The sequence below is a fragment of the Pseudomonas shahriarae genome, assembly GCF_014268455.2.
Lineage (GTDB): Bacteria > Pseudomonadota > Gammaproteobacteria > Pseudomonadales > Pseudomonadaceae > Aquipseudomonas > Aquipseudomonas shahriarae.
On record NZ_CP077085.1, the window covers coordinates 5,741,361 to 5,755,936 of the forward strand.

Annotated in this window: 12 protein-coding genes; 4 read left to right on the forward strand and 8 right to left on the reverse strand. The window is 61.3% G+C overall.

Going from position 1 to position 14,576, the window contains the following annotated elements; translation table 11 throughout:
- Positions 1-2: 2 nt before the first annotated feature.
- The gene (locus tag HU773_RS25815; protein ID WP_057440269.1) at positions 3-1,256 is read right to left on the reverse strand and encodes a serine hydroxymethyltransferase; all 1,254 of its coding nucleotides are present in this window, start codon (positions 1,254-1,256) and stop codon (positions 3-5) included.
- Positions 1,257-1,492: 236 nt separating this feature from the next.
- Positions 1,493-2,221, reverse strand: coding sequence for a TraX family protein (locus HU773_RS25820; RefSeq protein ID WP_057960832.1), 729 nt, complete (start codon positions 2,219-2,221; stop codon positions 1,493-1,495).
- A gap of 90 nt (positions 2,222-2,311) precedes the next feature.
- Here HU773_RS25820 and HU773_RS25825 point away from each other — a divergent pair, with 90 nt between their 5' ends.
- From HU773_RS25825 to HU773_RS25835, 3 genes are all read left to right on the forward strand, one after another.
- Positions 2,312-3,352 (forward strand): threonine aldolase family protein, encoded by a 1,041-nt coding sequence (locus HU773_RS25825; RefSeq protein WP_032858640.1) that lies wholly within the window; start codon positions 2,312-2,314, stop codon positions 3,350-3,352.
- A 201-nt stretch (positions 3,353-3,553) separates the two neighbouring features.
- Positions 3,554-3,754 carry a hypothetical protein gene (locus tag HU773_RS25830; protein WP_057960834.1) on the forward strand — a complete coding sequence of 67 codons (201 nt, stop codon included), beginning with the start codon at positions 3,554-3,556 and terminating at the stop codon, positions 3,752-3,754.
- 72 nt (positions 3,755-3,826) lie between these two features.
- Positions 3,827-4,360: an REP-associated tyrosine transposase gene (locus HU773_RS25835; protein ID WP_057960835.1), complete on the forward strand. Its 534-nt coding sequence runs from the start codon at positions 3,827-3,829 to the stop codon at positions 4,358-4,360.
- A gap of 125 nt (positions 4,361-4,485) precedes the next feature.
- Here HU773_RS25835 and gbcB read toward each other — a convergent pair whose 3' ends face one another.
- Positions 4,486-5,586, reverse strand: coding sequence for a glycine betaine monooxygenase reductase subunit (gene gbcB / locus HU773_RS25840; RefSeq protein WP_057440266.1), 1,101 nt, complete (start codon positions 5,584-5,586; stop codon positions 4,486-4,488).
- Positions 5,587-5,867: 281 nt separating this feature from the next.
- Between gbcB and gbca the strand changes: the two genes are divergently transcribed.
- Positions 5,868-7,163: a glycine betaine monooxygenase oxygenase subunit gene (gene gbca / locus HU773_RS25845; protein WP_057440265.1), complete on the forward strand. Its 1,296-nt coding sequence runs from the start codon at positions 5,868-5,870 to the stop codon at positions 7,161-7,163.
- Between the two features lie 691 nt (positions 7,164-7,854).
- Here gbca and HU773_RS25850 read toward each other — a convergent pair.
- From HU773_RS25850 to dgcA, 5 genes are all read right to left on the reverse strand, one after another.
- Positions 7,855-8,421, reverse strand: a complete 567-nt coding sequence (locus tag HU773_RS25850; RefSeq protein ID WP_186624946.1) for a GNAT family N-acetyltransferase — start codon at positions 8,419-8,421, stop codon at positions 7,855-7,857.
- Positions 8,422-8,519: 98 nt separating this feature from the next.
- Positions 8,520-9,290, reverse strand: a complete 771-nt coding sequence (gene etfB / locus HU773_RS25855; protein ID WP_057440263.1) for an electron transfer flavoprotein subunit beta — start codon at positions 9,288-9,290, stop codon at positions 8,520-8,522.
- A 15-nt stretch (positions 9,291-9,305) separates the two neighbouring features.
- Complete coding sequence (etfA, locus tag HU773_RS25860) at positions 9,306-10,526, reverse strand: electron transfer flavoprotein subunit alpha (protein ID WP_186624947.1); 1,221 nt, start codon at positions 10,524-10,526, stop codon at positions 9,306-9,308.
- Entirely contained in the window at positions 10,526-12,463 is a 1,938-nt protein-coding gene (gene dgcB / locus HU773_RS25865; protein WP_128593315.1) for a dimethylglycine demethylation protein DgcB, read from the reverse strand. The genes etfA and dgcB overlap by 1 nt, the downstream gene beginning before the upstream one ends.
- 49 nt (positions 12,464-12,512) lie before the next feature.
- The gene (dgcA, locus tag HU773_RS25870) at positions 12,513-14,573 is read right to left on the reverse strand and encodes a dimethylglycine demethylation protein DgcA (RefSeq protein WP_057960840.1); all 2,061 of its coding nucleotides are present in this window, start codon (positions 14,571-14,573) and stop codon (positions 12,513-12,515) included.
- Positions 14,574-14,576 lie beyond the last annotated feature (3 nt).

The window sequence follows — 14,576 nt, forward strand, 5'->3', positions numbered from 1 at the left end:
GCTCAGCGATAAACCGGGAAATCAGCGCACAGCGCAGACACGTGCTTGGCCACATTGGCCTCGACATCGGCGTCACCGAGGTTGTCGAGGATGTCGCAGATCCAGCCCGCCAGCTCCACGCATTGCGTCACCTTGAAACCACGGGTGGTCACCGCCGGGGTACCGATGCGCAGGCCCGAAGTCACGAACGGCGACTGCGGGTCATTGGGCACGGCGTTCTTGTTGACGGTGATGTGGGCGCGACCGAGGGCGGCGTCTGCGTCCTTGCCGGTCAGGCCCTGGCGGATCAGGCTGACCAGGAACAGGTGGTTATCGGTGCCGCCGGACACTACATCGTAGCCGCGTTTGATAAACACGCTGGCCATGGCCTGGGCGTTGTCGATCACCTGCTGTTGATACGCTTTGAAGCCTGGCTCCATTGCCTCCTTGAAGCACACCGCCTTGCCCGCGATCACATGCATCAATGGGCCGCCCTGGGCGCCGGGGAATACAGCGGAGTTGAGTTTTTTCTCAATCTCTTCGTTGGACTTGGCCAGGATCAAGCCGCCACGCGGACCGCGCAAAGTTTTGTGGGTGGTGGTGGTGACCACATCGGCGTAAGGCAGCGGGTTCGGGTACAGACCCGCAGCCACCAGGCCGGCGACGTGAGCCATGTCAACGAACAGCAGCGCACCGACCTTGTCGGCGATGGCGCGAAAACGCGGGAAGTCCAGGGTCTTGGAATAGGCGGAGAAGCCGGCAACGATCATCTTCGGCTTGTGTTCCACGGCCAGGCGCTCGACTTCGTCGTAGTCGATCAGCCCGGTGTCGGTGTTGATGCCGTACTGCACCGCGTTGTACAGCTTGCCCGACGACGACACCTTGGCGCCGTGGGTCAGGTGACCGCCGTGGGCCAGGCTCATGCCGAGGATGGTGTCACCGGCATTGATCAGCGCCAGGTACACCGCACTGTTGGCGGACGAACCGGAGTGCGGCTGCACGTTGGCGTAATCGGCGCCGAACAGTTGCTTGGCGCGCTCGATGGCCAGGGCCTCGACTTTATCCACATGCTCGCAGCCGCCGTAGTAGCGCTTGCCAGGGTAGCCTTCGGCGTATTTGTTGGTCAGGCCGCTGCCCTGGGCCTGCATCACACGCTTGCTGGTGTAGTTCTCCGACGCGATCAGCTCGATATGATCTTCCTGGCGCTGCTCCTCGGCATTCATGGCCGCCAGCAGTGCGTCGTCATATCCCTGGATCTGGTCTTGTTTGCTGAACATCGCGTCTCTCCCAGCCTTTCGTATTGTTGAGGCCCGTGCAGGGCCCTTTGATGCGATGGTAGGGCTGGCGCAGGCAGGTCAAATGCCTACGCACGCCACGCAAAGGTGCGTTTACGACATGGCCAGAACAACACCGAACAAATGTGGGAGCGGGCTTGCTCGCGAATGCGGTGTGTCAGGCAGCACATGCATTGGCTGGTCCACCGCATTCGCGAGCAAGCCCGCTCCCACAGGGGCTATGTGATGACCTTTCGAAGGAGTAGCAGCAGTAAGAAATGCGCGGGATAAAGTGCATAAGCCCAGCGCCGCATGGCCGGGGGCGAGGCGCCTTGGGCATGGCGCAACAAGACCAATCCGGCCAATGGCGCAATCAGGCAGGTGGCCAACCCGAGCATCGCGACGAGATTGCCGCTATTGAGTAAGACCTGCCATTGATTGGCAGCTACACACACCAACCCCGGCAACACGCTGAAATACCAGGGGCGACTAAACACCAACAACATCGCCAGCGGCAGCAATACACCAAAAAAGCCGAACATCAGTTGCGCCGAGAACACAGCGCCGGCCAGCAGGGCAATCAGCGCCAATCCGCGGTCAAAAAGCGTCTTTTGCTGCCATCCTCGGGCAACCAGCAAACCCAGCGCCAGGGTCGGCAGCACATTCAATGTATCGGCATTGTCGATAAACAGCCGATACGGCACCTCGCTGATCACGCTGAACAGCAGCAGCCACCCCAGGTAACGCCATTGCCCGGTGACGGGTGCATCACGGACCCGCTGCAAATTGGCCGCAATCGCCAGGCAAAACCACGGGAACGCCAGGCGCCCCGGCACGTACAGGCCATCGAGGCTTAAACCGACATAGCGCAAGTGGTCCAGCACCATGCTCAATAGCGCCAGCCATTTGAGCAGGTCCAGCGCGCCATCGCGCTCGCGCTGTAAAGGAATCGTTTCAGTACCGTGCATAATTCCCCAGAGACTTTGCATTAACAGTGCGTGCGCGCGCCGGATATTCTTGGTTAAAGTGCGCACCAACATCGACCACAGGAACGGGCCATGACCGACAAGAGCCAACAATTTGCCAGTGACAACTATTCCGGTATCTGCCCGGAAGCCTGGGCCGCCATGGAGCTCGCCAACCAGGGCCATCAACGCGCCTATGGCGATGATGAATGGACCCACCGCGCCGCCGACGGTTTCCGCAAACTGTTCGAAACCGACTGTGAAGTGTTCTTCGCCTTCAACGGAACAGCGGCCAACTCCCTGGCCCTGTCTTCCTTGTGCCAGAGCTACCATAGCGTGATTTGCTCGGAAACCGCCCACGTCGAGACCGACGAATGCGGCGCGCCGGAGTTTTTCTCCAACGGCTCCAAGCTGCTCACCGCGCGCACCGAAAACGGCAAGCTGACCCCCGAATCCATCCGCGAGATCGCCCTCAAGCGCCAGGACATCCACTACCCCAAGCCCCGCGTCGTGACCCTGACCCAGGCCACCGAAGTGGGCAGCGTGTACACCCCGGATGAAATCCGCGCCATCAGCGCCACCTGCAAGGAACTGGGGCTGAACCTGCACATGGACGGCGCACGCTTCTCCAACGCCTGCGCCTTCCTCGGCTGCTCGCCTGCCGACCTGACCTGGAAAGCCGGTGTGGATGTGCTGTGTTTTGGCGGCACCAAAAACGGCATGGCGGTGGGTGAAGCGATCCTGTTCTTCAACCACAAGCTGGCGGAAGACTTCGATTACCGCTGCAAACAGGCCGGCCAACTGGCGTCGAAAATGCGCTTCCTTTCCGCCCCTTGGGTCGGCCTGCTGGAAAACGACGCCTGGCTCAAACATGCACGCCACGCCAACCACTGCGCCCAGTTGCTCAGCAGCCTGGTAGCGGATATTCCCGGCGTGGAATTGATGTTCCCGGTGCAGGCCAACGGCGTGTTCCTGCAACTCTCGGAACCGGCCATCGCGGCGCTGACGGCCAAGGGCTGGCGCTTCTACACCTTCATCGGCAAGGGCGGTGCGCGCTTCATGTGTGCGTGGGATACCGAGGAAGAACGGGTGCGTGAACTGGCAGCGGATATTCGTGAGGTGATGGGCGCCTGATCTCATGCGGCTTGCCGGTGTGGGCCTGATACTGGCGGAATGCCGAGACTATTTTTTGATATTTCTGACAGCACCCAGCCTGCTCTTCATGGGCTAGCCTCCTGGAACCCGCAAGGAAAGGCCACTGCAAAGGCCACCTTGCGGGCCACACTGCCTGCCGAACTATCGGCCGGAAACGGAAATCCAGCAGAGGACTGCACCATGGAAAATCAAACCTTCGGCAACATCCTGCAAAGCGATACCCAACTCTCGACCACCCTCGTCGGCTGGGATGAATTCCGCAAACTGGCGAAGGTCGGTGACATCATCCAGGAACCTGGCCAGACCTTGAGAATCACCGAAAAAGTCTTCGAACCGACAGCTTCAGGCGAGCAATTCGCGATTCATATCTACGCCCGCTAACTTCCTGATCGTTCCCACGCTCTGCGTGGGAACGCCTCCCAGGACGCTCTGCGTCCCCTCAAGGATGAGCCTATGGGTAGAAGCCGCTACGTCATCACCGAACCCGAAAAACCACACTTCCTGACATGTACCGTCATGGAGTGGCTACCACTGTTCACCCGTGACTACCTCGTCAGTCATCTTCTGGATTGTTGGCGATATCAACAAAACCACCACGCCCTCAACCTTTATGGCTACGTCGTCCTGGAAAACCACCTGCACTTCGTCGCTCAGGCGCCTGACCTGAGCAAATGCGTCAGCCAATTCAAATCCTTCACCGCTCGAACCATCATCGATGACCTGCACAGCAAAGGCGCTGAACGGGTATTACAACGTCTGCGCTTTTGCAGACGTGCACACAAGGTAGATCGGGTGTATCAACTCTGGCAGGAAGGCTCACATGCCGAGCTGGTATACAGCGAGGCGGTGATGCGCCAGAAGCTTGATTACATCCACCACAACCCAGTGAAGCGGGGTTATGTGGACCTTGCTGAACACTGGAGGTACTCCAGTGCTCGCAACTATTTGGGCATGGAGGGGTTGATCGACATCCAGCGCTGGTCTTGAAGATCGTTCCCACGCTCTGCGTGGGAACGCAGCCTGTGACGCTACGCGTCACATCGCACACAAGGGACGCGGAGCGTCCCGGGAGGCATTCCCACGCGGAGCGTGGGAACGATCAGGGGGGGGTATTAGAACTCGATCCGCACATCACCCTTCGGCACGCTGCAGCACGACAGGATGTAGCCTTCGGCTTCGTCTTCCTCGGTAATCCCGCCGTTGTGCTCCATCTCCACTTCCCCACCCAGTTTCATCACCTTGCATGTGCCGCATATGCCCATGCCGCAGGCCTTGGGAATCAGCAGGCCCAGCTTGGCAGCTGCCGCATGCACGGTTTCCCCGGGTGCCACACGAATGCTTTTGCCTGACGAGATAAATTCCACCTGGTGCAGATCCGCCAGGTCGATTTCCGGCGCATCGGCGGCCTGTTCGGCTTGTTCCACAGCATCGGCCCGCGCCTCCGGTGGCGTGGCGCCGAAGGATTCCTCGTGGTAACGGCTCATGTCGAAGCCATTGGCTTCCAGCAGGCGCTTGACCGCGTTCATATAGGGCGTAGGGCCGCAGCAGAACACTTCGCGCTCAAGGAAGTCCGGCACCATCAGTTCGAGCATTTTCTGGTTGAGGTAACCCCGATAACCGGCCCACGGCTCGCCCAGGCCATGTTTCTCACAGATCAGGTGCAGGCTGAAGTTGTCGATGCGCGACGCCATATGCTCCAGCTCGCGGTGGTAGATGATGTCTTTCGGCGAGCGGGCACTGTGCACAAACACCATGTCGACATTGGCGTTGGTGTCGTAATACCAGCGCGCCATGGACATCACCGGTGTGATACCCACGCCGCCGCTGAGGTACAGCACCTTGGGGTTGCTGAAGTCGATGGCATTGAACAGCCCGACCGGCCCGTGTACCGCCAGCTCCTGGCCTTCGTGCAGGGTGTCGTGCAACCAGTTGGAGACCTTGCCACCCGGCACGCGCTTGATCGTCACCGAGAAGCTGTAGGGCACCGATGGCGAGCTGGAAATGGTGTACGAGCGCATGATCGGCTGGCCGTCGATCTCCAGTTCCAGGGTGACGAACTGCCCCGGCTTGAAAAAGAACAGGATCGGCTGGTCGGCCATAAAGCAGAAGGTGCGCACATCCCAGGTTTCCTGGATGACTTTGACGCAACGGACGATGTGCCGACCATTGGCCCAGGTCTGGGTGGTGACAGGATTCAGGAAGCTGTTGGACATGCTGTTCTCCACGGCCGTAGTTCGGCTTGATGCTGGCGATTCTGCGTAACGCCGCGACCTGCCATTTACCTATCTGCGACATTCGCATACTTATCGCGACCAGCCCCCATACCACTGGGGTTGCGCGTCGGGAACAGAGTGGGCCATGTCGTTAATGGATAAGGTTGCGGGCAGCACCGGGCCCACACTCGCAGCCAACAACGACGCTTTCTTTACGCCTTGCTGCAAACCTGATCAGCCACTTATCGCGGCCACACAGAATGGCCTTGAGGACACACATAATGGACGTCACCGCAACCTTGAGCTTGGGCGATCCGCTGGAACCCGCACGCAAGGCCACCGCGCAAATGCTGCAAGAGCGCGAGCGCACTTTTTCGCTGCCCCAGCCGTTTTACTCTGACCAGCGGCTGTTCGATATCGACATGCAGGAGATCTTCCAGAAGGAATGGTTGATCGCCGGCATGACCTGCGAAATCCCGGCCAAGGGCAACTACCTGACCCTGCAGATCGGCAAGAACCCGATCATCGTGATTCGTGGCGCCGAAGGCGTGGTGCATGCCTTCCACAACGTCTGCCGCCATCGCGGCTCGCGCCTGTGCACCAGCGACAAGGGCAAGGTCGCCAAACTGGTGTGCCATTACCACCAGTGGACCTACGAACTGGACGGGCGCCTGCTGTTCGCCGGCACCGAGATGGGCGCCGACTTCGACATGAAGCAGTACGGCCTCAAACCGGTGAACGTGAAGACCGCCGGCGGCTACATCTTTATCAGCCTGGCCGAGAACCCGCCGGCCATTGATGACTTTTTGTCGACGCTGAACCATTACATGGAACCCTACGACATGGAAAACACCAAGGTGGCGATCCAGACCACCTTGTTCGAAAAAGCCAACTGGAAACTGGTGCTGGAAAACAACCGCGAGTGCTACCACTGCAACGCCTCCCACCCCGAGTTGCTGAAAACCCTGCTGGAATGGGACGACGTCACCGACCCACGGGCTGACCAGGCGTTCAAGGACCACGTCGCCGCTTCAGCCGCCGCCTGGGACGCCGAGAAGATCCCTTACGCCCACGCCAGCTTCGGCCTGCGCAACCGCATCGTGCGCATGCCGCTGCTCAAGGGCACCGTGTCGATGACCCTGGATGGCAAGCAGGGCTGCAAGAAACTGATGGGCCGCATCAAGAACCCCGACCTCGGCTCGATGCGCATCCTGCACCTGCCGCACTCGTGGAACCACTGCATGGGCGATCACATCATCGTCTTCACGGTATGGCCGATCAGCGCCCAGGAAACCATGGTCACCACCAAGTGGCTGGTGCACAAGGACGCTGTGGAAGGGGTGGACTACGACGTCGAGCGCATGCGCCAAGTGTGGGACGCGACCAACGACCAGGACCGGCGCCTGGCCGAGGAGAACCAGCGCGGGATCAACTCCACCGCTTACCAGCCGGGGCCGTACTCCAAGACCTATGAGTTTGGCGTGGTGAACTTTGTGGACTGGTACAGCGAGCGCATGCTGAACAACCTGGGGGCGGCACCGGCGCCGTACCTCAAAGGTGTCGCCGCACACGAGTAACTGACGCACCAGAGATCAAAAATGTGGGAGCAAGTCCGCTCCCACATTTGGATACTCATCTGTTCATAAATTGACCATCACCACTCCAGCCCGCTACTACCCTGCCCTCCAGCCATCGCCCAACAACTTATCCACAAACCCACCCACAGCAATTGTGGGCAACTGCCCTGTTCCCTCAAAATAAAACCAAGAAAATCCGTGACTTATTCAAAGCAGCGGGTTTTATCCAACATTGATCAGTTTTTAACCAGAAGCTCACAAGCCACGTTCTATATGGCCTGCAGAGGAACGCAAACACCTTATCCACAGAAGCGCCAACAGACTTTGGGGGCAACTTTACCCCTTCTGTGGAAAACCGCCGGCAACCGAGCAAAATCGAGGCTTTACGCGCGTAGATCGGTTGAAACAGCGACATTGATCATTTTTCAACCAACTTACTACAAGCCTTTATCCCTATGGCTTACAGCGGATAGCGAACATCTTATCCACAGAAGCACCAACAGACTTTGGGGGCAACTCTGAACCAGGCTATTTCCTTATCCACAGAAAAAGCCGAGCAAAAACCGTCGCTTAGGTTGGTTGTTTTTCGTACAGAGGGCTGCAGGGCTTGATTTCACTGGGGTGTGGACAACCGCGAACAGGTTATCCACAGGTGAACCAACAGGGATTGTGGGTAACCCCCAGTCGAGGGCTACGGGTACTGCATCAAGTAAGCTTTGCCGGTGACACCTAGCATCGGGTGCGGGGTTATCTGGCAACTGTCGACAATCCGAAAGCCATGGCGCTCATAGAACCTCAGGGCACCGGTATTGGCCGCATAGTCAATCAGGCTCAAGCCGATAAGCCCAAGGTGCTCGGCCCGCTGTCGGGCATGGTCGAGAAATTGCACGCCCAAGCCTTGGCCGCGCCAACCTTCGTGCAGCGCCAGGCTGGAAATATAAAGGGTATCGGGGATCTCCAGGTCCGCGTAGGGAGCAAGGACTGGATCGGTAACCGGCTCTGCATCCGGATCATGGCGCATGACATAACTGTGCATCATGCCCACCACCACGCCCTCTGATTCGGCGATCAGGCAATTTTCATAAGAGAAATCCACACCCGAGCGCGCATAACGGCTGGCGCCAACGTCCAGGAGTTCCTGGCCTGGCTCTGCGAGCTGGCTCCAGATGTAAGCCGCGGCTCCTTCTGAAGAGATCAGGAACAGACGCGCTATATCGCGGGCATCGGCGGGCACTGCCGCGCGGAATTTGACGGGCATGGGGCTGGATCCTTTGGCTGAAAATTTATTTATTTAAGCTCACACCCAGGCACTGGCAAAGGCTGGCATCGCGGTATGTATGTGCGATTATTTCAGCCCTAGCGAACCACACCCTCCTCAATCAGCAGCTTGAGAATTGCCTCAGCGCCCGCCTCAGGGCTTACCCCCTTCAGCACCTGCCCACCTCCGCCGCTGGCCTTGGCCGTGGCGGCCTTCATGCGGTCGGCGCCGCTCTTGGCCTTGATCACCTTGAGCCGCTTGGGCCGAGGCTTGGCCGGTTGCAGCACGGCGCCTGTGAATAACTCATCGTCCACCACCGCCACGTCGTGCTCCTGCAGCACGCCACGCTGGGCCGGGCCGTAGGCGCTTTGCCGCGGCTTGGGCCCGGCGTTATCCACCGTGGCCAGAAACGGCAGGCGCACTTTCAGGCGTCGCCGCTGACCACGAGGCAGCGCTTGCAGTACCTGGGCTACGCCGCTGTCGATGGACTCCACCTGAGCCAGGCCGACAATCAGCGGCCAGCCCAGTTGCTCGGCCAGCAGGAACGGCAACATCCCCGAGCCCTCGCCCGTTTCGGCCTGGCTGCCGGTAAGCACCACCTGCGCACCAGTGTCCCGCAGGTAGTCGCCGAGCACTGGCAGGGCATCGGCGCCGGCCGGTTGTTCCAGCACGTGTAACTGCGCCAGCCCCATGCCCAGGTAAGCACGCAGGGTCGGCTCGGCGATATCGCCGGCATGCAGCACTTGCAGGTTATCCCCAGCCAGTTGCAACCCCAGCTCGACGGCACGCGCATCCTGTTCGGCGCGGCGTGGCCGGCCGGAGGTCGGGTGGGCGCCTATGGATACCAGGCTGATTACATGGGTGGTCATGGCCATATCCTTTGTTTAAGCCGCATCGCGCTTGGCGCCGTTACGGTGGGCCTGGACCGCAGCAATCAAGGCCCGGAGAATGTCGCCGCTGTCGCCGATCACCGACAGGTCGGCGCGCTTGATCATGTCGCAACCCGGATCGAGGTTGATCGCCACCACCTTGTCGCAGGCACCGATGCCTTGCAGGTGCTGGATCGCCCCGGAAATCCCGACCGCCACATACACCCGGGCGGTGACCCAGATACCACTGGCACCCACCTGGCGATCACGAGCCATGAAGCCATCATCCACCGCCACCCGCGACGCACCTTCGGTGGCGCCCAGGGCCGCGGCCGTCTGATGGAACAGGTCCCAGTCCTTGACCCCATTGCCACCGGAGAAAATAAACTCGGCCTCGGCCATGGGAATCGCACCGGGATCCACTGCCACCGCACCCAGATCCTCGATACGCGGCAAGCTGCGCGCCAGGGCTGTGGATAACTCCACCGGCAACACTTCATGGCGCGTTTCGCTGACTGGATCGGCACATTCCACCGCAGCGAGGATCAGCCGTGGCAGCGTGCGCGCCAGGTCTTCCTGGCCCGCGCCGGCACGGCCGATGCACTCATTACCCTTGATCTGCCACACCCGGGTGGCCGGGCGTTCCTTGAGGCTCGCGGCAAAGCGCCGCCCCAGTTCACCCCCGCCACTGCGGCTGTCGGGCAGCAGCCAATGACGCGGGCGGAACTGGTTATCCACAGCCCGCAGGCCATGGACCCGCTGCTCCGGTGAATAACCCTCGAATTCGTGGCCGTCGAGCACCAGCAGGCGATCCACGCCGGCCGTGTCGAAGGCACTTTCCTTATGTTCGCCAAACACCACTGCCAGCACCGCACCGTCGCTGCCGGCCAGTTGCCGCGCCAGGCCCAGCAAGTCGCGGTCGTGGCTGCTCAGGCGGCCGCCGACCATGTCCGGCACCACGTTGATGTAAAACGCCGGGGCTGGCACCTGGTGCAGCGGCAACTGCACTTGCGCCGCGGCCGTACGTTTGGTCGCACCGCCCTGCTGGGCGCCGCTGCGGTCGATCCGCTTGATGCCGTTGGGGCCGATAAAACCGATGCCATGCACATTTTTACGGATGATGCCGTTAGGCCCCATCCAGCTGTGCTGCTCCGGTTGCATCGCCGCATGCAGCGGGTGCAAGCGGTTGCGGGCGATCCATTCGGCCCGTGGGTCGCGGCGGATAATGTCGCTCATCAGTGGACCTCCGCTGGTACACGTGTGTTCTTGGCCGGTGCAGCCTCTTCGAGCAAGGCATCCGCCACCAACTCGGCAATGTCCTTGATCAGTGGGCGGGGCTCGACCACCCCTTCGAGCATCGCCGTGCACTGTGGGCAACCCACGGCTACCAGCTCGGCGCCGGTCTCGCGGATGTCTTCCATACGCATGTCGGGGATGCGCTGCTTGCCGGGAATATCAGTGATCGGCGCGCCGCCACCGCCACCGCAGCAACGGGAACGGAAACCCGAACGTTGCATCTCCTTGATCTCAATCCCCAGTGCCCGCAGCACTTGGCGCGGGGCCTCGTACTCACCGTTATAGCGCCCCAGATAGCACGGGTCGTGGTAGGTCACGCTGTTGCCCTTGTGCTGGCCCAGGTTCAGCAGGCCTGCGTCGATCAGCTCGGCCATGTAGGTGCTGTGGTGCTGCACCTGGTAGTTGCCGTCGAAGGCGCCGTATTCGTTTTTCAACACATGGAAGCTATGGGGATCGCAGGTCACGATGCGCTGGAAGCGGTACTTGGCCAGGGTCTGGATATTGCGCGCGGCCAGCAATTGGAACGTCGCCTCATCGCCCAGACGCCGGGCCACGTCGCCGCTGTCGCGCTCCTCCAGGCCCAGTACGGCGAAGTCTACCTTGGCCGCTTTCAGCACTTTGACGAAGGCGCGCAAAGTGCGCTGGTTGCGCATGTCGAAGGCGCCGTCGCCGACCCAGAACAGCACGTCGGTGGTTTGCTTGTCGCCGAGCAATGGCAGGTTCAAATCCGCCGCCCAGTTCATCCGCCCACCTGGGGCGAATCCGCCGGGGTTGTCGGTGGCGATCAGGTTCTCCAGGACTTCGGCGCCCTTGTTCGGCGTGGCACCTTTTTCCAGGGTCAGGTGGCGGCGCATATCAACGATGGCGTCTACGTGCTCGATCATCATCGGGCACTCTTCGACGCAGGCGCGGCAGGTGGTACACGACCACAATGTCTCGGCGTCCACCAGGCCATTGACGATCGGTTGGTGCGGATTGCCGCCGTGTTCGCCCACGGGCTTGCCGGGATACGGGCTGCCGGCGAACTTGGCATCAGTGCCGCCGGCCAGGCCGACCACCATGTCCTGGATCAGCTTTTTCGGGTTCAGCGGCTGGCCGGCGGCGAAGGCCGGGCACGCGGCTTCGCACTTGCCGCACTGCACACAGGCGTCAAAACCGAGCAGTTGGTTCCAGGTGAAATCCTTGGGTTTTTCCACGCCCAGGGGCGCGTTCTTGTCGGCCAGGTCCAGCGGCTTCAAGCCGGTGGAGCGGCCACCGCCAAAGCGTTCGGCGCGGCGGTGCCAGGCCAGGTGCAGTGCGCCGGCAAAGGCGTGTTTCATTGGCCCGCCCCAGGTCATGCCGAAGAACATTTCCGACACGCCCCACAGCACGCCCACACCGAGCAGCGCGGCCAACAGCCAGCCACCGAAGTCGGCAGGCAGGAGCCCGGCCACCGGCAACGTCACCAGGAAGAAGCTCACCGAAAACGCCATCAGGCTTTTCGGCAGGCGCATCCACGGGCCTTTGGACAGTCGCGACGGCGGGTTGCGCCGGCGCAGATAGACGAAGGTGGCGCCGACAAACATCAGCACCGATGCCAGCAGCAAGGCGTAGCCGAGGATACGGTTATGCAGGCCGAAGCCGTGCACCAGGATCGCCAGCAACGCCGACAGCACAAAGCCCAGGGCCGTGGCGACGTGGGTGTTGGCGATATATTTGTCGCGGGCGACCACGTGGTGCAGGTCGACCATATAGCGCTTGGGCATGGCCAGCAGGCCACCCAGCAAGTCGACCTTGGCGGCACGGCCACGGCGCCACATATTCACCCGGCGCAGGGCGCCGAGGACGGCGAGGCCCATCGCTGCGAACAAAAGAACAGGAAGCAAGGTGTTCAACATGGTGAAGCTCCCACATTTTTGACCGAGTCCACATTGGTTCGGTGTTGGGTCAGAAATCCTTGCACAGGCGCAGGGCGTCGTAGATCGCAGCGTGGGTATTGCGCTGGGCCACGCAGTCGCCGATGCGGAACAGCAAGTAGCCCTCCCCCGGCTCGCTCAGGCACGGTTGCGGCTTGATCGCGAACAGCGCCTCAACGTCCATCTGCCCCTTGTTGCGCGCCCCTTGCTTGAGGGCGTAGTAGATTTCTTCGTCCGGACGCACGCCGTTCTCCACCACCACCTGGTCCACCACCCGCTCTTCCTTGGCGCCGGTGTACTCGTTCTCCAGCACGGCGATGAGTTTGTCGCCCTCGCGGTAGACCTTCTCCAGCATCATGTCGCCGGTCATGATCACTTCCTTGGGGTACATGCTGCGGTAGTAGGTCGGGAATGACGTACCGCCGATGGCCACACCAGGCTTGATATCGTCAGTGACGATCTCGACCTGGCAGCCCTTGTCGGCCAAAAAGTCCGCCACCGACATGCCGGTGAATTCGCAGATGGTGTCGTACACCAGCACGTTCTTGCCCGGCGCCACCTTGCCGTCGAGCACGTCCCAACTGCTGACCACCAGGCCTTCTGCCGCGCCCCAGTGTTCGTTCTGCTCGAGGAACGGGTGCCCGCCCACGGCCAGCACCACCACATCGGGACGCAGGTCGAGGATGGTCGCGGCATCGGCCGCCACGCCCAGGCGCAGGTCGACGTTCAGCCGCGCCAGTTCCAGCTGGAACCAGCGGGTGATACCGGCGATCTGGTCGCGCTGCGGTGCCTTGGACGCCGTGGTGATCTGCCCGCCGATAAAGTCTTTTTTCTCCAACAGGGTCACGTCGTGGCCGCGCTCGGCAGCGACCCGCGCCGCTTCCATCCCGGCCGGGCCGGCACCGACCACCACCACTTTGCGCTTGGGCCCGGTGGATTTTTCGATGATGTGCGGCACGCCCATGTATTCACGGGAGGTCGCGGCATTCTGGATGCACAGCACGTCCAGGCCCTGGTACTGGCGGTCGATGCAATAGTTGGCGCCGACACACTGCTTGATCTGGTCGATCTGGCCCATTTTGATCTTGGCGATCAGGTGCGGGTCGGCCATATGCGCGCGGGTCATGCCGACCATGTCCACATAGCCGCCTTCGAGGATGCGCGTGGCCTGGTTCGGGTCCTTGATGTTCTGCGCGTGCAGCACCGGGACCTTGACCACTTCCTTGATCCCGGCGGCCAGGTGCAGGAACGGCTCCGGCGGGAAACTCATATTGGGGATCACGTTGGCCAGGGTGTTGTGCGTGTCGCACCCCGAGCCGACCACGCCGATAAAGTCGAGCATGCCGGTGTCGTCGTAATACTTGGCGATCTGCTTCATGTCCTCGTGGGACAGGCCGTCCGGGTGGAACTCGTCGCCGCACAGACGGATGCCGACGCAAAAATCCGGGCCGACTTCTGCACGCACGGCCTTGAGCACTTCCAGGCCGAATTTCATCCGCCCCTCGAAGCTGCCGCCCCATTCATCGGTACGCTTGTTGACTCGCGGGCTCCAGAACTGGTCGATCATGTGCTGGTGCACCGCCGACAGTTCCACGCCATCCAGGCCACCGGCCTTGGCCCGAGCTGCGGCGCTGGCGTAGTTGCCGATCACCCGCCAGATTTCTTCCGGTTCGATGGTCTTGCAGGTCGCACGGTGTACCGGCTCACGCACGCCGGAGGGCGACATCAGGGTTGGCCAGTTGAAGCCGTCCCAACGCGAGCGACGGCCCATGTGGGTAATCTGGATCATGATCTTGGCGCCATGCTTGTGCATCGCGTCAGCCAGGTTCTGGAAGTGCGGGATGATGCGGTCGGTGGACAGGTTCACCGAACTCCACCACTCCTGCGGGCTGTCGATCGCCACCACCGAGGAGCCGCCACAGATCGCCAGGCCAATACCGCCCTTGGCTTTCTCTTCGTAATACTTCACATAACGCTCGGTGGTCATCCCGCCGTCGGTGGCATACACCTCGGCGTGGGCGGTACTGAGCACGCGGTTGCGGATGGTCAGTTTGCCGATCTGGATCGGCGCAAACATTGCTTCGAAAGCCATGGC

What these genes read in the sequence shown, in the direction of transcription:
- HU773_RS25815 (WP_057440269.1), bottom strand. Translation starts at nt 1,256, where the DNA reads ATGTTCAGCAAACAAGACCAGATCCAGGGATATGACGACGCACTGCTG.
- HU773_RS25820 (WP_057960832.1), bottom strand. Translation starts at nt 2,221, where the DNA reads ATGCACGGTACTGAAACGATTCCTTTACAGCGCGAGCGCGATGGCGCG.
- HU773_RS25825 (WP_032858640.1), top strand. Translation starts at nt 2,312, where the DNA reads ATGACCGACAAGAGCCAACAATTTGCCAGTGACAACTATTCCGGTATC.
- HU773_RS25830 (WP_057960834.1), top strand. Translation starts at nt 3,554, where the DNA reads ATGGAAAATCAAACCTTCGGCAACATCCTGCAAAGCGATACCCAACTC.
- HU773_RS25835 (WP_057960835.1), top strand. Translation starts at nt 3,827, where the DNA reads ATGGGTAGAAGCCGCTACGTCATCACCGAACCCGAAAAACCACACTTC.
- gbcB (WP_057440266.1), bottom strand. Translation starts at nt 5,586, where the DNA reads ATGTCCAACAGCTTCCTGAATCCTGTCACCACCCAGACCTGGGCCAAT.
- gbca (WP_057440265.1), top strand. Translation starts at nt 5,868, where the DNA reads ATGGACGTCACCGCAACCTTGAGCTTGGGCGATCCGCTGGAACCCGCA.
- HU773_RS25850 (WP_186624946.1), bottom strand. Translation starts at nt 8,421, where the DNA reads ATGCCCGTCAAATTCCGCGCGGCAGTGCCCGCCGATGCCCGCGATATA.
- etfB (WP_057440263.1), bottom strand. Translation starts at nt 9,290, where the DNA reads ATGACCACCCATGTAATCAGCCTGGTATCCATAGGCGCCCACCCGACC.
- etfA (WP_186624947.1), bottom strand. Translation starts at nt 10,526, where the DNA reads ATGAGCGACATTATCCGCCGCGACCCACGGGCCGAATGGATCGCCCGC.
- dgcB (WP_128593315.1), bottom strand. Translation starts at nt 12,463, where the DNA reads ATGTTGAACACCTTGCTTCCTGTTCTTTTGTTCGCAGCGATGGGCCTC.
- dgcA (WP_057960840.1), bottom strand. Translation starts at nt 14,573, where the DNA reads ATGGCTTTCGAAGCAATGTTTGCGCCGATCCAGATCGGCAAACTGACC.